Here is a 19,816-nt window from a genome sequence, read left to right on the forward strand (position 1 = left end):
TGGAGCGTGTGCGATGACCGTCGAATATTACCTGCCCTCCTCCTCCACTGCCGCGCCGACGCGCGTGGATGGCGTCGTGATCGGCCTGTTGCTGGATGTGCCCAAGGCCGACGCGCCGGTCGTGGCATTTCCCGGCTGCCCTGCTGACGGCGGCCTCGCCGCGCGCACCACCACACCGCTCAGCCGCGAGGACATCGGCGCCCAGGTCGCGCTGATGTTCGAGGCCGGCGACCTGAGCCGTCCGCTGGTGATCGGTCGCATCCAGCGTCTGCCGCAAACCACAACGCCAGCCGTCGCCCACCTGGACGGTGAACGCCTGGAGTTCACCGCGGAGCGGGAAATCGTCCTGCGCTGCGGCAAGGCCAGCATCACCCTCACCCGCGAGGGCAAGGTGCTGATTCGAGGGACCTATCTCTCGAACCGGTCATCCGGTGTGAACCGCATCAAGGGCGGCTCGGTGCAGATCAACTGAGGCAATGACGCCATGGAATTGGTAAACAAGACTCGCCTCGTCGGCGGTTATACGACCTCAACCGATAAAACGGGCCGTGAATGGCTGGTCGTGGTGGCGAAAGGAACCTACGGCATTCCAGATCACCCTGGACATGCGCCGCGCCTGCTCGAACAACAGGCTCCGTTGATCATGGCCGACGTATTCCCAGGTGAACCGAGTGAATCAGCTGCGTTATACGAAAACGATTTTGCGCTGCACAAGCCCCGCTGCGATGTCCTGCTCAATGGTCACTGCCACGCCCCCAATGGAGAGCCGGCGACGGAGGTGAACGTAGCGCTGAAAGTGGGGACTCTCGTCAAAGCATTCAAAGTGATTGGGGCACGAATCTATGAGGACAGCGCCCTCTCACACTCGATAAGCAAACCTGTTCCATTCACCACAATGCCGATTACCTACGCGCAGGCTTTTGGCGGCGTGGATCGCACGCATGCAGACCCGGCCAAACACAAATGGTACCCATGGAACCCGGTTGGAGCCGGATTTTACCCCGCAGCAAACAGTGCCCAGACCAATGGCTTGCCGCTCCCAAATACCGAAGAACTGGAAAGGCCGGTCACCGCCCCCCACGAACATTACAAGCCAATGGCATTTGGCCCGATTGGTCGAGCATGGCGGCAGCGTATCCAATGGGCCGGCACCTATGATCAGGCGTGGCTTGATCATCAATTTCCATTCCTTCCCGAAGATTTTGACTTGCGCTATTTCCAATGTGCACCCGAGGACCAGCAAATCGATTATCCCCGGGGGGGCGAAGAAGTCGCGCTGCTTAATCTGAGCGATAAAGGCCGCTCGGCATTCAGGCTTCCGGCAAACCTGAAACTAGCGGTGCTTGTCGTTTTTCACGACGACAGCACACGGGAAGCAGCCGCCGTGGTCGACACCGTCATTCTTGAACCTGACGCGAATCGCCTGACGCTGACATGGCGAGCCTCTTCGCCCCTCGGGCGCAACATCAAGGAGGTGGCCAAGGTCATCGTCGGGCAAACCGCCGATCAGTTCGAACAGGCCAAGGCCAACGAAGAACGCATGCGAGGAAAACAACACTTCAAGTCATTGGCTCAACTCATCGCGTGGACTAAGGAAGCCTATCCTCCCGCGGAAGAGGAGATATGACCTCCATGCAGGGACACGCCCTCTTCATCACCAGCATGGGCATGGCGTGTCCCGTGGGCTTATGCGTCGCCAGCGCCTGTGCTGCCAAGCGCGCCGGGCTGTCAGCACTCCAGGAGCTGCCGTTTTTTGACAACGCGTGCGAACCCATCATCGGCGCGGCTGTGCCCAGCCTTGACCTGGCTCTGCCGGCAGCAGCGCGCATGTCCGGACTCATGATGCATGCACTGGTCGAGTTGATACAGGGTGCGCCGAAGCTGGATTGGACAGAAGTGCCATTTCTCCTGTGCCTGGCTGAACCGGAGCGCCCCGGAATCAATATCAGGGAAATAGCCCAGGCCGTCATACAGGACGTATCTTCCAAGTTGGGCATACAGTTCCATCCAACGCATTCCAGGGTCATCCCCTCTGGCCATGTTGCCGGCATGCATGCCCTTCATGAAGCCAGTCGATTAATGCAGGAAACACGGGTTCCCGCCTGTGTGGTGGCGGGTGTTGACTCGCTGCTCAGCGCCTTGACGCTGCAGTGGCTGGACGAACATCGCCGGCTGAAAACGGCGACTCACAATGACGGCTTGTTTCCTGGCGAAGGGGCCGCGGCCATCCTGATTCAGGCCTATCGGCAACCTGGTACCTGCCTGCAAATCTCAGGCCTGGGCTTTGGGCAAGAAGAGGCGCCTCTTTTGTCGAGCAAACCCCTGCGGGCAGGCGGGCTGACCGACGCCGCTCGTACGGCGCTCGCACAGGCCAAACTGGGTCTGCATGAAATTGACCTGCGCCTGTCCGATGTCACGGGAGAGCAATACGGGTTCAAGGAACTTCCGTTGATGGAGGCCCGGCTTTTTCGGACAGTCCGAAAAGAGGATCAGCCACTGTGGCATTGGGCAGAGGCCATGGGTGACACCGGGGCCATTGCTGGAATCGTCCAATTGATACTCGCCGACCAGGCGTTTCGCAAAGGCTATGCACCGGGAACCACCGCGATCTGTCTGAGCAGTGCCCTGGCCGGCGCACGCGCGGCCGCCGTTGTGCGCGACCTTAGCCAGCCAGAGGGGGACCTATGAGCTGCGACGTTTACGCAAATGGCGATGAGATTGCCTGCAAAGCGGGTGGAGGCAAGGTCATCGCGGCGTTCCCGGATGTCTGCCTGACGCCACCACCGCCTCCGGGAGGGCCAATCCCGGTGCCCTATCCAGACACCTCGTTTTCCAAGGACATGAAGAAAGGCAGCAAGACCGTCAAGATCGAAAACAAGGAGATCATGTTAAAAAATCGCTCCTTCTATAAAACCTCACCGCTGGGCGATGAAGCTGCCACAAGAAGCCAGGGTGCCGGTGTCATCACTCACGTCATCACCGGCAAGACCTATTTTGTCTCATGGTCAATGGATGTTCTTTTCGAAGGCCAGAACGTAGACAGACATACCGATCTCACCACATCGAATCATGCCAGCCCTGCAGCGAATGCGGCTGTGCCCATGGTCAACACCGCCAAATACAGTCCGGTGCAACAAGACGCCAAGGTGCCGGGCAAACACAAATGTGAATGTTGCGGCGGCGCGGCGCACTCCAAGGCTCAAGCGAACGGGGAGTACATGACGGAGGAGCAATTCTACGGCACCGCACAAAATCCCAAGAATGCAGCCGTGCTTGCCAAAGTCCGGGCCAACCCCAAGTGCAGGCACCTGTTGCCACCCGCCGGAAAGCAACCGAGCGGCTGCAATAAGTACTACGTAACGAGCAAACGAGAGAAAGCCAACATTGAAAATGATTGGGCGATTAACAGACCAGGCTATATGCGTTGGAAAACAGAAGTGGGCCAGGGAGAGCCGGTGGCGCATAGAGTCCCCAAGGCGGCCGGAGGTTGTCCGGCCGGGCAAGGGAATCTCGCCCCTACTGGCAAGAAGTGTGAGAAGCTCGAAGGAGAGCTGAGTGCACTTCAAGAAACACGCATCAATAGTTTTCCAAGGCCCGAATGATGAAAGCCTCTATTTACAAGCACACCCAAAGACCTGGTTTCCTTCAAGACAGCTTCTATTGGAAGGGGCGTGGATATCACTACAGTGGCCCCGCTCCGGCAGAAGTATTGTCACCTGACGGATGGATGAGCAATGACCCGTGGATTGCACTTGCTGCGATTCTGGAACAGGCCAAGCATGGCGATTACAGCCACGTATCCCAACTGCGCAAATGGATAGTGGAACCCAGTTGCGATCCAACGCTGGTATCGGCCTGCCTCGGCCTGACCGCTGATGCAGGGCTCGACACTGACCTGGATTTCCTTGCGGAGCTCATACTCGAAGGCCCCACTTACCTTCGCATCGAGGCGTGCCTGGCAGCCCAGTGGTCTGGTGTGCTGTGGCTGATACCTTTCATGGTTGAGGCATGGCGTACGTTTGCACGTCGGGCCGACCGAGCCGCCGTGGAAGCCAATTTAACCAATCTTCTTGACCCCATCGAAAACGAGCCCGAGTTCTTTGACAGTGGCCTGAACGAAGTCGATTACAAAGCGGCTGTCGATTCACGACTTAGCGAACTGCAGAACGCTTATGGCAGCGATCGCTGCTCAATTTCCGGGGGGATGCCCGTCGACATGAACAAACAAGTCTGGGTCATGAGAAAGTCCCTGGTTCCTTCAGGCACTGACGAATGGATCGATTGGAGCAACTTTCTTATCTGGAGGCGTAAATTCGAGGTGTATTCCGGCGTCGACTGTTCCAGCTTCTACGGAAAAAACGGCGAGTTCCAACCGCTGAATGCGGCCGCTGTCCTGGACCGGTACATGGCCTCTCCCCTGCACTTCGAAGTCGGTAAACGTTACTTCTTTGGAAACCTGGTGCCGTAACAAGACAGAGACGTCATGGTCCCCATCTCATCAATGATCGAGCAACACGCCGAAGAAGCTTGCTTCCTCATCCTCCTGCACGATCACGCCGTGCGCGCGCCCCACTATGACCTTGACGACCTCAGCAAACTGGACGAACGCATCGACGCTCATCTCGATGGTCTGCGCATTGCTGGCTCAACAGGCCTGGAGACTCTGCTGACCCAGCTCGGCCCGCACACCGTCGGCGAGATGTTCGCCAGTGTGCTGCTGGCCTTCGAGGCGGCCAATGCGAAGGGGCTGTCGCTGCTCAGCGAGCACTTAAGAAGTGCCTCGGAAACTGAACGAGGTTACCTGATGGCCCTGGGGTGGCTCGACTGGGAACGGGTATCGCCCTGGATCGAGCGCATGCTCGCCTCCCCCGAGCCTTTGTTCCGTCGCCTTGGCTTGGCAGCCTGCGGCATGCATCGCCACGATCCCGGCCCTATCCTGCTGACCGAACTGTCCCACGCCGACCCCAGCGTGCTGGCACGTGCCGCACGCACGGCGGGTGAACTGCGCCGACGTGACCTGTTACAGACGATTCGTACCCATCGTCTACACGAGAATGCGGCCACGCGCTTCTGGGCCAACTGGGCCACCGCACAGATGGGCGACGAGCAAGCCCTGGAGCCATTGCGACAATTCGCCGAACAACCGGGCGAGTTCCAGTACCGCGCGCTCTGCGTACTGCTGGCCTGGCAGGAACGCGAGCCCAGCGTCGCCTGGATACGCCAGTGGGTACAGGATCCCAGGGATCGGCGCATCGGCATCCAAGCCCTTGGGCTGCTGGGCGATCCGGTCTGCGTACCGTGGTTGATCCAGCAGATGAGCGACCTGCCCTATGCCCGGGTCGCCGGTGAAACCTTCAGCCTGATCACCGGCGCAGACCTGGCGCTGCTCGACCTGGAACTGCAGGCCTTGCCGGATTTCGATGCGGGCCCGAACGATGACCCTGAAGACCCCAATGTCGCGATGGACCCCGATGAAAACCTGCCCTGGCCCGACCCGCAGGCAATCGAAAGATGGTGGCAAGCCAATAGCGGACACTTCCCGGCAGGTACTCGTTATATGCTGGGATTGGCCCATAGCGAACACAGCTTTCAGCAAGCCCTTATCCACGGCCAGCAACGCCAGCGCATCGCCGCTGCCTGCGGCATCGCCCGCTATCGGCCAAACGAAGTGCTTTTCCCCACGAGTGCACCGGCTTGGCGGCAAAAGCGGTTGTTGGGGATGACGGCGGTATTCGGGCGTTGATCCGGATGTTTATATAGCGCGCCGGCGCCTGGCAATCACTTACCCCCCTCTGGAGGCACCATGCCAAACGCAGTTGGACAGAACCCTGTGGCACTCATCAGTGGGGTTGGAAGCGAGATCGGAATCGGCATGGCGATCGCCCGCAGGCTTGGCGCGGCGGGAGCCAGACTGATCGTCACCGCCAGCAGTGCGCGAATCAATGATCGAGTCGCAGAACTGCGCGCCGAAGGGTTCGAAGTCGAAGGCCGGGCCCTCGATCTTACCGATGAAAACCAGGTACGTGAGTTCATGGCGTGGGCGGAGTCCCTCTGGGGGCAGATCGATATCCTGGTCAACAACGCGGGCATGGCCATGCAAGGCAGCCCGGAGTTTTTTTCCGACTTGGCAAGCATGGATCTGCACACCTGGAACCTTACGTTGGCGCGAAACCTGACCACGGCCTTTCTGCTTACACGGGCTGTTCTGCCCGGCATGCGGGCGCGTCGCTACGGGCGCATCGTCAACATCAGTTCCACTACCGGCACCCGCTGCAGCAACCCCGGTGAAGCGGCTTACAGCGCCGCGAAGGCCGCGATGGTCGGAATGAGCATGAGCCTGGCGCTGGAAGTCGCCCAGCAAGGGATCACCGTAAACAGCGTCGCTCCCGGCTGGATCACCACAGGATCGACCACTACAGAGGAAGCCAAAGCGGCCGAATACACGCCGATGGGCCGCGCCGGACGTCCCGAAGAGGTCGCTGCACTGGTGGCTTTCCTTGCCTCTTCAGAGGCGAGCTACCTCACTGGCGAAGTCATCGTGGTGGATGGCGGAAATTGCCTGGTCGAGAACAAGGCTCCTTGATCTGACTAGGCTTCCCAGGCATTCGCCATGGCACCGGCAAGGGTGAACCGATCAGGTCAGAGCAGCTTCCAGGTGTAACTGAGGATCAACCGGTTCTCGTCGATGTCGCTGCGGTAGTTGGAACGCGCCATGACGTTGCGCACGCGTACCCCCAGGCCGCTTAGAAAACCGTTCTGGAACGCGTAGCCGATATCCAGATCGCGCTCGCGATCCTTGCCCTCAAAACCCGCGCCGGTGTTCACGTTGTCGCCGGTGATGTAGCGCACCGTCGTCGTGAGGCCAGGCACCCCCATTGCAGCGAAGTCATAGTCGTAACGAGCCTGCCAGGAACGCTCATCGGTATAGGCGAACTCATAAGTTGGCACCTCGTTACCCAGAGGCGTGACGTTGGCGAAAACCCTGGGGAACGCACTGTCGCCATACATCGCCTGGTAACCGACATAAAAGGTGTGGCCATCACGCTTTGCAGACAGCAACGAAAAGAACGCCTGGTTATCGATTTTCCCCAGCATTTCACTGCCGTCCTCGCTGGCATCGTAATAACCGAGATTGGCGCCCAGAACCCAGTCGCCCATGGGCTGGCTGTGCTTGAAACCAATGAAGTCCTGGGCATAGATGTCTTTCAACTGGCCGTGCCAGAGGCTGACGCTGGTGCGATTGCTGTTGAAGCTGTAGTCGCCGCCGAGGTAGTTGAAAGCATCGCCTTCAGCCTGGCGTTTAGGCACATGGCCTAGCATGGCGATCATTTTTTCGTCGCCGGCTTCGTTGCGCAGGCTGGTCGTCGTCAAGTGACCTGCTTGCACCGTCAGGCCACTGATCTCGCTGGAGCTGATGCTCACCCCCTGATAACTCGGGGGCAGCAGACGTATGTCGCTGAAGGCGAGTACCGGAAGATTCGGTTGCAGCTCCCCGACCTTCAGTTCGGTTTTAGAGACTTTGGCTTTGAACGTCAGGCCCAGACGGCTGTAATCGTCAGCCGCACGGCCATCGTCCGTGATCGGCAACAACCCGGTATTGACCCGGTCAGGGCTGCTGTCGAGCTTGAGGCCCAGCGTTCCTAGCGCATCGATGCCGAACCCCACAGGCCCCTGTGTGTAGCCGGATTTGAACGTCAGGATGAAACCCTGCCCCCACTCCTCGGCCTTGGATTGCCGATTTGCGCCGACGATGTCGGAATAGTCCCGGCTGAAGTAATAGTTGCGAGCTTGCAAGGTGGCGGTGGAACCTTCGAGCAAGCCCTGGTCCGCCGCCGACGCGACGAGTGGCACGCCCAGGAGTGAAAGCCAGAAACGCGGTATGGTCTGCTGATTCATGTTGTGCTCTTAATTATTGTTATTTATCGACAGCTCATGGGCCCGCCGTCATGTCGTGCGGGCTATTACGCTCGGTGTCAGGCTTTTACCGAGGGCGCTTCAAGCGCAGCAGGCAGGGCGCGACGTTCGTTCAGGGCGAAGGCGGTCATTGCCAGCGCCGCAATAGCGCCCGGAATGGCAAAGGCCATGAAGTTCAGTTGCAGGGGCAATTCGATCCCCATCAGTGCGCCGCCCAAGAGCGGGCCGACGATTGCGCCGTTGCGACCGATTCCGGAGGCCCACCCCAGGCCCGTGGAGCGAATGTGCAAGCCATAAAGCTGTGCGGCACCGGCGTACAACAGGATTTGCGTGCCGATAGTGGTAGCGCCGGCGATGAAGATGAGCAGGTACAGCACCGGCATCGGGCTATTGATACCCAGCAAGCTGATGGAGAGTGCGGCAGCAAGAAAGAACCCGATCATGACCTTCACCAGATTCAGCCGATCCCCAAGCCAACCTCCCAGAATCGCGCCTGCCATGCCGCCAAAATTCAGGGCCAGCAAGAACGTCAGGCTTGAACCCAGGCTGTAGCCGGAGTTGGCCATCAGCTTGGGCAACCACGAGCTCAATGCGTAGACCATCAGCAGGCAACAGAAAAACGCTACCCAGATCGCCACCGTTCTTACACCGAGGCCATTCCTGAACAGCTCCAGTACGGATGCGCCCTTGCCCTTGGTTTCATTTAGTTGAAGCGTGTCTTCGACGCCGATTTCATTCCCTGGCGCCAGGCGCTCAAGCAGCGTACGGGCCTGTTCGGTGCGGCCCTGGCGGATGAGAAAGCCAATGGACTCCGGGAGGTAGTGAAGAATCAACGGCAGAAGCAACAATGGCAGGGTCGCGACGAAGAACATCGACGACCAACCAAAACGCGGCAGCATGAAGATACCGACACCGGCCGACAGCATGCCGCCGAGGGAATAGCCGCTGAACATCAACGCAACCAAGGTGCTGCGCATTTTTTTCGGCGCGTACTCGTTCATCAGCGCGACCGCGTTGGGCATCAGCCCGCCACATCCAAGCCCGGCGATGAAACGGCACACGCCGAACTCGCCGGGCGTGCTGGCGAAACCATTGATCACCGTCGCCGTGCTGAACAGCGCGAAGCAGATGGCGATGCCTTTCTTGCGGCCGATCTTGTCGGCCAGACTGCCGAATGCCAAGGCACCGAACATCATGCCAAACAGTGCATAGCTGCCCAGCGCGCCGGCCTGTAGGGGCGTCAGCCCCCACTCCTTCATGATCGCCGGCAAGACCACGCCGTAGATGAACAGGTCATAGCCGTCAAAGATCAACAGCAAGGCGCATAAGCCCATGATCAGCCAATGGAAGCGCCCGAAACGGGCGTTGTCGATGATCGAATGTACGTCGATGGTCCGCATGGCTTTACTCTCATTATTTTTGTTGTGTGTGAGAACCGTATGTACTGCCGCAGCGTCAGCCCAGGTCGCCGCCCCCTACCGGCAAGGTCACGCCGGTGATGTAGGAAGCCTCATCCGATGCCAGGAACAGAATGGCGCCGACTTGCTCATCGAGGGTCCCGTAGCGTTTCATCGGGCTGCTGTCGATGGTCTGATCGACGATTTGCTGGTACCAGACCCGCTCCTGCTCGCTTTGCGGCTGACTGTTGCGAGGAATGCGGCGCGCCGGTGCTTCGGTGCCGCCGGGGGCCGTGGCGTTGACCCGGATGCCGCTGCCGGCGGTTTCCAGTGCCAGACAGGCAGTCAGCGCATTGACGCCGCCTTTGGCCGCGCCGTACGGAACGCGATTGATGCTGCGCGTGGCAATCGATGAAACGTTGACGATCGCGCCGCTACCCTGTTCGAGCATGTAGGGCAATACGCTGTGGCAGCACCACAGCGTCGGGAACAAGGAACGGCGTACTTCGGCTTCGATTTCATGTTCGGCGTAGTGCTCGAACGGTTTGGCCCAGATCGTCCCGCCAACGTTGTTGATCAGGATGTCGATACGCCCGAAACGCGCCTTGGTCGCGGCCATTACCTGCGCGCACTCCGCGTACTGCTCCAGGTCAGCCGTCAAGGTCAGCGCATGTTCATGCTGCAGTTCGTGGACCAGTTCAGAGCGGTCGACGGCAACGAGCAACGCGCCCTCCTCCAGCACTCGCTCGGCGACACGCCGACCGATTCCCTGGGCCGCGCCGGTGACCAGCACGACCTTTTCGTTGAAACGTGGGTTCATTTCAGTGTCCTCAGGCGGCGTCGCCGGTGACGATTGCGTTGGGCGTGAACTTCTCGTAGTGGAAGCTGGCCGGGGTGACACCTTGTTCCTTGAAATGCCGGCGTACGGCATCAACCATCGGCGGTGGCCCGCAGAGGTACACGTCGACATCACCGTTGTTGAGCACGGCTGGCGCCATGTGCTGGGTGACATAGCCTTGGCGAGGATGAGCGGTTCCGGGGTCCGCCACGCAGGTCACGAAACTGAAGTTCGGCAGGCGCGCGGCGAAGGCTTCCAGGGCCTCGACCATCACCAGGTCCTGATCGCGAGTCACACCGTAGATCAGCGACACCGGCTGGGTTTCTGCGCGTTCGGCGAGCACCTCGAGCATCGACAAGAACGGCGCAAGCCCGGTGCCGCCAGCCAGGAACAACAGCTGCCGGGTCACTTCACGCAGATAGAAACTGCCCAATGGCCCGGTCATGGCGACGTTCTCGGCTTCCTGAGCGCGTTCCAGCCAACCGCTCATCAGGCCGCCGGGGACATGCTTGATCAGAAAACTGGCGTGCTTTTCGCCTGGGCGGCTGCTGAATGAGTACGAGCGCGTCTGGCCGCTGCCCGGCACCTCGATGTTGACGTACTGGCCTGGCAGGAAAATCGGCGCCTGGTCCAGTTCGAAACTGATTTCCAACGCCGCATCGGCATGCCGAGTAATGCCGGTGACGCTGGCAGCGAACCGGGTGGTGCCGGTCTTGCAGGCGCTGGAAGGCACCGGCACGGCGATGACGCAGTTGGATTGCGGCACCATCTGGCAGGTCAGGACTTGCCGTTCCTGTGCTTCGTCCTCCGTCAGCGCATCGTCGATGTACTCGTCGCCCAGATCATAGGCGCCGGTCTCGCAGCGGCATTTGCAGGTGCCGCAGACACCGTCCGAGCAATCCATGGGCAGGTTGATACGTTGGCGAAAGGCGGCATCCAGCACCTTCTCACCCACTTTGCAGTCGATGAAACGGGTCACCCCGTCTTCAAAATTGAGGGCTATGGAGTACGTCATGGCGCTGTCCTCAGATGTGATAGATGTCGATGACCTGATGGATGTAGTCGTTTTTCAGCACCACTTTCTTGCGCGTGATCAGCGGCTGTTCAGCGCTGATGTCCAGGCGATAGAAAGACGTGCCGAAATACGTATCCGTGGTCTTGTAGCGATGGCTGAGGGTTTGCCAGTTGAAACGCAGCTCCACGTGCCCGGCGTCTTCAGCCAGTACCTCGAGGTTGGTGATCAAATGCACGGTTCGCGGCTCCGGCGTGCTGGCACTGGAGCGTTCGGTCTTGATGCGGAAAACTCGGTCTTCCAGGCCGTCGCGGCTGGGGTAATACACCAGCGAAATCTCACTCTGCGGGTCCTGCGTCAGCGTGTCGTGGTCATCCCACGCCGGCATCCAGAACTCGACCTTGGGCGAGTAGCACTCCAGCCACTCGTCCCACTGGCGATCATCCAGCAGGCGTGCTTCGCGGTAGAGAAAAGCCAGCAGGCTGTCACGGGAAATGCTCACGAGCGCACCTCCTTGTCGGTGGCAATCAGGCCTTGTCGCTCCAACTCAATCGCTCGTTGCAGGCTGGCGGCCCAGTGGGCGTGCTGACGGACGAACAACCCCTCGTCCTCGGTTTTCACCCCGCTGAGCTGCGGGTTCATGCCCATGGCGCGTGCATTTTCGTCAGCCCCCTCGATCCACTGCTTTGCGCCGCGGCTCAGGTCATTCCACAAACTTGTCGCCCCCTGATAACCGGTCTGGCAGGCACGGAACTCTTCCAGGTCGTCCGGCGTACCCATGCCACTGACGTTGAAAAAATCCTCGTACTGGCGAATGCGGGTCGTGCGCTCCCGGGCACTTTCACCCTTGGGCGCCATGCAGTAGATCGTCACTTCGGTCTTGTCGACCGCGAGGGGCCGTACCACGCGGATCTGCGTGGAGAACTGGTCCATCAGGTAAACGTTGGGGTACAGGCAGAGGTTGCGGGTCTGGTCGACGATGAAATCGGCACGCTCCTGGCCCAGGCGCTCGGCGAGGGCCTCACGGTGCGCATGCACCGGACGCACTTCGGGATTGAGCAGGCGGGTCCACAGCAGGATGTGCCCATGTTCGAAGGCATAGACGCCGCCCAGGCTCTTCGACCAGCCATTGGCATCCACGGTGCGGGTGCCTTCGGCTTCATAATTGCGGCGGCCCATGGTTGCCGAGTAATTCCAGTGCACTGAGCTGACGTGATAGCCGTCGGCACCGTTCTCGATCTGCAGTTTCCAGTTACCGTCGTAGGTGTAGGACGAACTGCCGCGCAGCACTTCCAGCCCTTCAGGCGCCTGGTCGACCATCTGGTCGATGATGACCCGGGTTTCGCCCAGGTAATCACTCAATTCCGGGACGGCTTCGCTGAGGCTGCCAAACAAGAAACCGCGATAATTCTCGAAACGGCCCAGGCGCTTGAGGTCGTGGGAGCCGTCGCAGTCGAAAGTGTCTGGGTAGGCGCCGGTCTTGGCGTCTTTGACTTTAAGCAGCTTGCCGGCATTGCTGAAGGTCCAGCCGTGGAACGGGCACGTGAATGAGCCTTTGTTGCCCTGCTTGCGTCGGCATAGCATGGCGCCACGGTGAGCGCAGGCATTGACCAAGCCGTGCAGCGACCCTTGTTTGTCGCGGGTGATAACGACGGGCTGACGGCCAATGTAGGTGGTGAAGTAGTCGTTGATGTCCGGCACCTGGCTTTCATGCGCCAGGTAGACCCAACCACTTTCAAAAATATGCTTCATCTCCAGGGCGAACAGTTCGGCGTCGGTGAAGATGTCGCGGCGGCAGCGGAAGACCCCGGTAGTGGGATCTTCCTGAACGGATTCGCTGAGTTGACGGGCGAGTCTGTCGAGCGTGCTGATCATGGGGTACCCTCGGTTGTTCTTGTATCAGGCCCCCTCACCCTACGTGTTCACTTGCGGCGTCAATATCCACGTACTGCAAATCGCTATCCGCCTGGCGCGGCCCGTTCACGCTGGCGCCGCCAAGTCTGCGAAGGCAGCTCGCCAAAGCGCTTGCGGTAGACCTCGGAGAAGCGGCCCAGATGCAGAAAACCGTGATCCAGCGCGACTTCGGTAACGCTGCGCGCTGTCGCGGTTTGCAGTTCGGCATGCACCCGCTCCAGCTTGCGTTGGCGCATGTAGTCCCTGGGCGAAAGGCCGACCTGGCGCTCGAACAGCGTATACAGCGAGCGCTCGCTGACCCGGGCAACCGCCATCAACTGTTCGAGACTGATGTCTTCGGTCAGGTGCTCCTCGATGAACTGCCGCACGCGGTCGAAGCCCGCACCCTCTTCAGGTCGCGGTGCGACTCTCAATACATTGTTTGCCAGCAACGCCAGCAACTTGTTGGCGACTATCCGCTCGTACAGGCACTGGACCTCACCTTGCGCCGCGTTCTCGGCCTCATGGCAGATCAACCCCAGCAGTTGCACAAAACCACTCATCTCTTTGAGCTCGTGGTGCTCGGGCACGAACCGGATCCCTTGCTGCGGAAGCGTCCAGTGCTGCTCCAGGCAGGCGTTTTCCAACAGCCTGACGGGAACTTTGACGATGAATTTTTCGCAGTCGGCCGAATACGTCAGGTCGACCGGGTCATCCGGGTTGATCAGCAGAATCTCACCGGCCCGCAAAACCTGCTCTTTGCCTCGGGCAGCGGATCGGCAATGCCCATGAAGCAGGATTTGCAGGTGATAGATCGTCTCCAGCGCCGTCGAGGTGACCCGCACCGGCGCGCCATAACTGATACGACACAAGTCCAGGCTCGAGAACGTACGATGGCTGATGCTCGCCTCGGGGCGGCCCCGCGGCGGTAGGCGAATGCAGTGACTGCCCACGTGCTGGTTAACGTAATCCGACACGGCATAGGCATCTGCACGGTCGAAAATCTGGCTGCGCTCACTCAATAACACGGTCATGTTGGCGCCTCTTTTTTGTTGTTCGCTCAAGACCAGGCTGAAGCCACAAAGCCCCCGTCAGCAATCGCTGCGGGGGCTTGGGTGTCAGGCGTAACGGTGAATCACACCTCCAGCGCTCGCACTCGCTCGGGACGGCTTTCGTCTTTGGGCGCAGCGGTTGGTTGAAGGACAAAATCGAACTCGATATCCGCCCGCTGGCCATTGGCATCGTCGCTGAAGCGAATCTCGGCGATCAATTCGTCGCGGGTTGCATAAGCAAAATCATCGTGCAGGTATCGGTCCCCTGCCAGGTTGATTTGCGTCGTCAGGTGACGATGTCCAGGCGCCGAAATGAAGAAATGAATGTGTGCAGGCCGCTGGCCATGACGCCCCAGCTGGTCAAGCAATTGCTGGGTCGGACCATCCGGCGGGCAGCCGTAGCCCGAGGGCACGATGCTCTGGAAACGATAGCGTCCTTCGGCGTCCGTCAGGATCCGCCGGCGCAAGTTGAATTCGGACTGCGAAGGGTCGAAATATGAGTAGGTACCGCCGGTATTCGCGTGCCAGACATCGACCACCGCGTTGACCAGGGGCTCGCCATCGGTGTCGCGTACCTGGCCGGTCATGAACAACACCGTGCCGGGGTCCTGGCCGTCATCGAGGCGGGCAAAGTGCTCCGACAGCGGCGCGCCGGCCACATACAGCGGGCCCTCGATGGTCCGTGGCGTGCCGCCGACCTGGCCGGCCTGTTCATCTTCGGCGTCCATCAGCATGTCCAGGTAATGTTCGAGCCCCAGCCCCGCGACGACCAGGCCAGCCTCCTGGCGGCGGCCCAAGTCGTTCAGGTAGTTGACAGCCTTCCAGAACTCTTCGGGGGTTACCTGAAGGTCCTCGATGAGCTTGATCGAGTCGTTCAAGGCACGATGCACCACCTGCTTCATCCGCTGGCTCCCGGTGGGCTGGTCGAAACCGGATGCTTTCTCGAGGAATTGCTGCACTTCAGCGGTTTGGGAGATACGAACGGTCATGGCTTTTGCCCTCATCAGTATTATTTGTTCTTGTCGATGTCAGTACTGCGAATCGGTGAACTCAGCGGTCGTTGGCATGGATCGAAGATGGATGTCGGCACATCGGTGTCACGTCGATCTCCATGTAGGGGTACAGCGGCAATTGCATCAAGGTGTCATGCAACGCCTGGTTATCCGGCACATCAAACACACTGACGTTGGCGTAGAGCCCGGCCAGGCGCCACAGATGACGCCAGGTGCCTTCGTGTTGCAGGCGCTGCGCAAGTTCTTTCTCGTCGGCCTTGAGCTGAGCGGCTGTTTCAGCCGGCATATCGGCTGGGAGCCTGACGGTCATGCGTACGTGGAAAAGCATCTCGTGGGTATCCTCTTGGCTAAGGCAGGTCAGCGGCGCGCAAAACGCGCAAGCCGTTGTTCATCCAGCTCGATGCCCAAACCGGGCGTGCGCGGGATCATGAGCTGAAAGTCCCGATAGACAGGCGGTTCCACCAGGATATCTTCGGTCAACAGCAGCGGTCCGAACAGCTCGGTATGCCATTCCAGCTTGTCCAGCGTGGCGAAGGCATGAGCGGCCGCCAGCGTGCCGACGCTGCCTTCGAGCATCGTACCGCCGTACAGGCCGATACCGGCGGCTTCGGCAATCGCAGCAGTACGCAACACCGCCCGGGGGCCACCGGTCTTGGCGATTTTCAGGGCGAAAATCGAAGCGGCGCCCATCTGCGCAAGGGCAAAGCTGTCCTGGACCGACTCGATCGCCTCATCGGCCATCAGCGGGATCGGGCTGTGGGCACTGAGGCGGGCCATGCCCGGCCGGTCGTGCCGGGACAAGGGTTGTTCGATCAGCTCGACGCCAGCATCGGCCAACAGTCGACAGGCCCGTATGGCCAGCGCTTCGCTCCATGCCTGGTTGATGTCGACGCGCACACTGGCGCGGTCACCCAGGGCACGCTTGATCGCCGCGACATGGGCGATGTCGCGAGCCGGTTCTGCGGCACCGATCTTCAGTTTGAAGTGCCGATGGCGACGTATATCGAGCATGTGTTCGGCCTCTTCGATGTCTCGGCCGGTGTCGCCGCTGGCCAGCGTCCACGCCACTTCCACACCGTCGCGTAGACGCCCGCCGAGCAATTCCGCCACCGGCAGTCCCAGGCGCTTGCCTTGGGCGTCGAGCAGCGCGGTTTCCACCGCTGAGCGCGCAAACGTGTTGCCACGAATGCTCCGGTCGACCCGTTGCATGGCCGCGTTGAGATTGCTCGCGTCTTGCCCGATCAACAGCGGTGCGAACCATTTGTCGAGGTTCACCTTGATGCTTTCCGGGCTTTCCCCGGCGTACGCCAAGCCACCGATGGTCGTGGCCTCGCCGACGCCGATGATGCCGTCACTGGACTGGATCCGCAGAATGACCAGCGTCTGGCCGTGCATGGTATGCATGGCCAATTTGTGTGGCCTGATCGTGGGTAGGTCAACAATTTGGGTATCGAAGCGTTCGATGGTGACAGCAGTCATAATCTTTCCGTCGGCGTTGTGTTTGTTCTTGGGCAAAGATTGACGCTGAGCAAGCGCACCGTCCAATATTGAATAAGTCTCGCTTTATACCTTGGGGGTATCGTGGAGCTTCGTCATTTGCGTTACTTCCGGGTGCTGGCGCAAACCCTGAATTTCACTCGTGCCGCTGAGCAGTTGAACATTGCCCAGCCACCGCTGAGTCGCCAGATCCAGCAACTGGAGGATGAACTGGGGGTGGCGCTGCTTGAACGTTCCAGGCCGCTGAGGTTGACCGAAGCGGGTCGGTTCTTTCATGAGCACTCCAGCCAATTGCTGGAACAGCTCGTGCGCATTGGCGACGACACGCGTCGCGTCGCTGCAGGTCAGAAACGCTGGCTGGGTATTGGCTTTGCCCCTTCCACGCTATACGGCGCCTTGCCTGAGTTGATCCGTCAGTTGCGCAGCCTCGGCGATGTGGAATTGGGGCTCTCGGAACTCATCACCTTGCAGCAGCTCGAAGCGCTGAAAAGTGGCCGCATCGACATCGGTTTTGGCCGGATGCTGTTCGATGATCCCACCATCACCCAGGAAATCCTGCGCCAGGACCCGTTGGTCGCAGCCCTGCCGGCAGGTCATCCGCTGCTGTCGGGACCGGCCACCCTGGAGCAACTGGCAGCAGAACCTTTTGTCCTCTACCCGGGCACCCCGCGCCCGAGCTATGCCGACCACGTCTTGGGCATCTTCGCCGCACAGGGCTTGCGGATCCGGGTGGTGCAAACGGTGAACGAGCTGCAGACCGCCATCGGCCTCGTTGCAGCAGGCATCGGTATCACCCTGGTACCCGCCTCGGTGCAACGACTGCACCGCGATGACATTGGCTACACCCCGCTGCTGGACAGCAGCGCCACTTCACCCATCGTCGTGAGCTACCGCGCCGGGGACGTATCGCCAGTGTTGCAACAGTGCCTTGAGCTGCTCGCCAAGCGATGAGTCACTTGAACAATTCACTGCTCATGAAATCAATGAACACCCGCAGTTTCGGCGCCAGGTGCTTGCTTGAAGGCCAGAGCATGCGGAAGGTGCTCTGATGCCGATTGAAGTCGTCGAGGACGGTGACCAGTTCACCGCTGGCGATGGCATCGCGCACAGTGAAGTCCGGCACGCAGGCAATCCCCAATGCATCGCGCACGACGTACAGCAACGCCTCGGTGGTGTTGCAGACCAGGGTCGCCGGCAAGTTGAGATCCGGCTGCCCTTCCCCGTTTATCGGCCAGACCTGCATCCTGCCAGTGCTGGGAAACTTGTATAACAGGCAGGCATGGCGCAGCAGATCCGTCGGCACCTGCGGCGTGCCGTGTTCGGCGAGGTACCGGGGCGAACCGACCACGACGAGCTTGAACGCGCCCAGCGGGCGGGACATCAGCCGGGAGTCGTTCGGTTCTCCAGTCCGAATGACGGCATCGAAACCTTCCTCAATGATGTCCACCAGCCTGTCGGAGAAATCCAGGTCCAGTTCGATACTGGGGTAGCGGCGCATGAAGGCCATCAGCGTCGGCATGACCAGGTCTGCAACCAGTGGCAAACTCACCCGCAGTTTGCCCCGCGGCGCTTTGCGGGTTTCCGACAACTCCAGTTCGGCCGCTTCGACTTCGCAGAGAATACGCCGGCAACGCTCGAGGAAAAGCGTCCCTTCCGCCGTCAGCGTGATACTGCGCGTGCTGCGATGAAACAGCCGCACACCCAGCCGTTCCTCGAGCCGGGCGACGCTTTTGCCCACCGCCGAAGACGAAATGCCAAGCGCCCTGCCCGCCTCTGAAAAGCTGCGGGTTTCGGCCGCGCGAACAAAAAAATCAATCCCGCTCAGTGACTCCACGCCAGGCTCCCATTACGGACATTTTTTCCGATGTGTTGCGCACTCTAGCATTCTTGTCTCGCAAAGAAGGGGCCCTTACCGTAGTCGGCACTTATCAATCTGCGACTGACGCCGCTATCCGGCGGGCCAGAAGCGTTCCAAGCAGGTGACACATGACGATTGCCAATACCCATATCGACGCCGAGGCCGAGGTCGTTCAAGACGCTGCGCCGCTCCCCATCGGGTCACTGTTTGCCCTCGCGCTGGCGGCGTTCGTGACCATTCTCACCGAAGCCTTGCCCGCCGGCCTTCTCTCACAGATCAGCGAAGGGCTGGCAATTTCCGAAGCCCTCGCCGGCCAGTTGGTCACGGTCTACGCGATAGGTTCCTTGCTGGCGGCCATTCCCTTGACGGCCGCGACCCAAGGCATGCGGCGCCGGCCGCTCTTGCTGTTGGCCATTGCCGGTTTTGCCGTGGCCAATACAGTCACGACGCTTTCATCCCACTATGGCTTGACGATCGTTGCCCGCTTGCTGGGTGGCGTATCGGCCGGGCTGCTCTGGGCCTTGTTGGCCGGTTATGCCGCCCGCATGGTGCCCGAGAGCCAGAAAGGTCGGGCGATTGCGATAGCCATGGTTGGTGCACCCCTGGCGTTATCCCTGGGCGTACCGGCCGGCACCTTGCTCGGCAATTTGATCGGTTGGCGGATGAGCTTCGCCATCATGAGCTTGTTCGCCGTCGCCTTGATGGTCTGGGTACGACTCAAGGTGCCTGACTTTCCCGGGCAAACCACCGGCAAACGCCTTGCCCTGGGTCAGGTCTTCACCCTGCCGGGCGTTCGCTCGGTGTTGTTCGTGGTGTTGGCCTTTGTCCTGGCGCACAACATTCTCTTTACCTATATCGCGCCGTTCCTGATGACGGCGGGCCTGGGCGAGCGGACCGACCTGGTTCTGCTGGTCTTCGGGGTCGCATCGTTGCTGGGCATCTGGGTCGTCGGCGTGCTGATCGATCGCCATCTACGGGCATTGACCCTTGCGAGCACGGCGCTGTTCGCCATCTCGGCACTGACGCTAGGTGCCATGAGCGACAGCCCTGCCGCGATCTACATCGCGGTAGCGGCCTGGGGAATCGCCTTTGGAGGGGCCGGGACGTTGTTCCAGACGGCGATCGCCAAGACGGCCGGAGAGGCAGCGGATCTCGCCCAGTCGATGTTGGTCACGGCCTGGAACGTCGCCATTGCCGGGGGTGGGATCGTGGGGGGCGTCCTGCTCGATCACCTCGGTGTCGTTGCGTTTGCGCCGGTCCTGGTCATTCTCCTGTTGCTGACATTGGCGGTGGTGTGGTCTGCCAGGCAGTGCGGGTTTACCCAGAGCATTCAATGAGGATC

General features: G+C 60.4%; 20 protein-coding genes. 9 read left to right on the forward strand and 11 right to left on the reverse strand.

The window, feature by feature from the left end:
- The first annotated feature begins 13 nt into the window (after window positions 1-13).
- Genes AB4O09_RS15775 through AB4O09_RS15805 form a run of 7 tightly spaced genes read left to right on the forward strand, consistent with a single transcriptional unit; the run spans window position 14 to window position 6,583 of the window.
- On the forward strand, window positions 14-472 hold the full coding sequence (locus AB4O09_RS15775) for a DUF6484 domain-containing protein (RefSeq protein WP_003201910.1): 459 nt from the start codon (window positions 14-16) through the stop codon (window positions 470-472).
- A 12-nt stretch (window positions 473-484) separates the two neighbouring features.
- Window positions 485-1,627, forward strand: coding sequence for a DUF2169 family type VI secretion system accessory protein (locus tag AB4O09_RS15780; RefSeq protein ID WP_028236868.1), 1,143 nt, complete (start codon window positions 485-487; stop codon window positions 1,625-1,627).
- The gene (locus AB4O09_RS15785; RefSeq protein WP_003201904.1) at window positions 1,624-2,688 is read left to right on the forward strand and encodes a hypothetical protein; all 1,065 of its coding nucleotides are present in this window, start codon (window positions 1,624-1,626) and stop codon (window positions 2,686-2,688) included. The genes AB4O09_RS15780 and AB4O09_RS15785 overlap by 4 nt, the downstream gene beginning before the upstream one ends.
- A complete protein-coding gene (locus AB4O09_RS15790; protein ID WP_003201902.1) occupies window positions 2,685-3,602 on the forward strand; it encodes a DUF4150 domain-containing protein in 918 nt (305 codons plus the stop codon). The genes AB4O09_RS15785 and AB4O09_RS15790 overlap by 4 nt, the downstream gene beginning before the upstream one ends.
- Window positions 3,602-4,468, forward strand: a complete 867-nt coding sequence (locus AB4O09_RS15795) for a hypothetical protein (RefSeq protein WP_170291493.1) — start codon at window positions 3,602-3,604, stop codon at window positions 4,466-4,468. The genes AB4O09_RS15790 and AB4O09_RS15795 overlap by 1 nt, the downstream gene beginning before the upstream one ends.
- Window positions 4,469-4,483: 15 nt before the next feature.
- Window positions 4,484-5,743: a TIGR02270 family protein gene (locus tag AB4O09_RS15800; RefSeq protein ID WP_460107184.1), complete on the forward strand. Its 1,260-nt coding sequence runs from the start codon at window positions 4,484-4,486 to the stop codon at window positions 5,741-5,743.
- 60 nt (window positions 5,744-5,803) lie between these two features.
- Window positions 5,804-6,583 carry an SDR family NAD(P)-dependent oxidoreductase gene (locus AB4O09_RS15805; protein ID WP_212795143.1) on the forward strand — a complete coding sequence of 260 codons (780 nt, stop codon included), beginning with the start codon at window positions 5,804-5,806 and terminating at the stop codon, window positions 6,581-6,583.
- Between the two features lie 56 nt (window positions 6,584-6,639).
- On the opposite strand, the gene AB4O09_RS15810 is transcribed toward AB4O09_RS15805, so the two are convergent.
- From AB4O09_RS15810 to AB4O09_RS15855, 10 genes are all read right to left on the reverse strand, one after another.
- A complete protein-coding gene (locus AB4O09_RS15810) occupies window positions 6,640-7,896 on the reverse strand; it encodes an OprD family porin (protein WP_460053274.1) in 1,257 nt (418 codons plus the stop codon).
- A 77-nt stretch (window positions 7,897-7,973) separates the two neighbouring features.
- Complete coding sequence (locus AB4O09_RS15815; protein ID WP_223522995.1) at window positions 7,974-9,314, reverse strand: MFS transporter; 1,341 nt, start codon at window positions 9,312-9,314, stop codon at window positions 7,974-7,976.
- Between the two features lie 55 nt (window positions 9,315-9,369).
- Window positions 9,370-10,131: a 1,6-dihydroxycyclohexa-2,4-diene-1-carboxylate dehydrogenase gene (locus AB4O09_RS15820; RefSeq protein ID WP_013693371.1), complete on the reverse strand. Its 762-nt coding sequence runs from the start codon at window positions 10,129-10,131 to the stop codon at window positions 9,370-9,372.
- 10 nt (window positions 10,132-10,141) lie between these two features.
- A complete protein-coding gene (benC, locus tag AB4O09_RS15825) occupies window positions 10,142-11,164 on the reverse strand; it encodes a benzoate 1,2-dioxygenase electron transfer component BenC (protein WP_003201888.1) in 1,023 nt (340 codons plus the stop codon).
- A 10-nt stretch (window positions 11,165-11,174) separates the two neighbouring features.
- On the reverse strand, window positions 11,175-11,663 hold the full coding sequence (gene benB / locus AB4O09_RS15830; RefSeq protein WP_003201887.1) for a benzoate 1,2-dioxygenase small subunit: 489 nt from the start codon (window positions 11,661-11,663) through the stop codon (window positions 11,175-11,177).
- On the reverse strand, window positions 11,660-13,036 hold the full coding sequence (locus AB4O09_RS15835) for a Rieske 2Fe-2S domain-containing protein (RefSeq protein ID WP_027913073.1): 1,377 nt from the start codon (window positions 13,034-13,036) through the stop codon (window positions 11,660-11,662). Before AB4O09_RS15835 ends, benB begins: the two co-directional genes overlap by 4 nt.
- Before the next feature lie 83 nt (window positions 13,037-13,119).
- Complete coding sequence (locus AB4O09_RS15840; RefSeq protein ID WP_027913072.1) at window positions 13,120-14,088, reverse strand: AraC family transcriptional regulator; 969 nt, start codon at window positions 14,086-14,088, stop codon at window positions 13,120-13,122.
- 101 nt (window positions 14,089-14,189) lie between these two features.
- A complete protein-coding gene (catA, locus tag AB4O09_RS15845; RefSeq protein WP_028236872.1) occupies window positions 14,190-15,095 on the reverse strand; it encodes a catechol 1,2-dioxygenase in 906 nt (301 codons plus the stop codon).
- Window positions 15,096-15,156: 61 nt separating this feature from the next.
- On the reverse strand, window positions 15,157-15,447 hold the full coding sequence (catC, locus tag AB4O09_RS15850) for a muconolactone Delta-isomerase (protein WP_013693367.1): 291 nt from the start codon (window positions 15,445-15,447) through the stop codon (window positions 15,157-15,159).
- A gap of 29 nt (window positions 15,448-15,476) precedes the next feature.
- Window positions 15,477-16,598: a muconate cycloisomerase family protein gene (locus AB4O09_RS15855; RefSeq protein WP_003201879.1), complete on the reverse strand. Its 1,122-nt coding sequence runs from the start codon at window positions 16,596-16,598 to the stop codon at window positions 15,477-15,479.
- Between the two features lie 102 nt (window positions 16,599-16,700).
- Between AB4O09_RS15855 and AB4O09_RS15860 the strand changes: the two genes are divergently transcribed.
- Window positions 16,701-17,567: a LysR family transcriptional regulator gene (locus tag AB4O09_RS15860; RefSeq protein WP_003201877.1), complete on the forward strand. Its 867-nt coding sequence runs from the start codon at window positions 16,701-16,703 to the stop codon at window positions 17,565-17,567.
- Window position 17,568: 1 nt separating this feature from the next.
- On the opposite strand, the gene AB4O09_RS15865 is transcribed toward AB4O09_RS15860, so the two are convergent.
- Window positions 17,569-18,450, reverse strand: a complete 882-nt coding sequence (locus AB4O09_RS15865; protein ID WP_003201875.1) for a LysR family transcriptional regulator — start codon at window positions 18,448-18,450, stop codon at window positions 17,569-17,571.
- 152 nt (window positions 18,451-18,602) lie between these two features.
- On the opposite strand from AB4O09_RS15865, the gene AB4O09_RS15870 reads away from it, so the two are divergent.
- On the forward strand, window positions 18,603-19,811 hold the full coding sequence (locus AB4O09_RS15870; RefSeq protein ID WP_013693363.1) for an MFS transporter: 1,209 nt from the start codon (window positions 18,603-18,605) through the stop codon (window positions 19,809-19,811).
- The last annotated feature ends 5 nt before the right edge of the window (window positions 19,812-19,816 follow it).

Source organism: Pseudomonas sp. H1_F01, assembly GCF_054681425.1.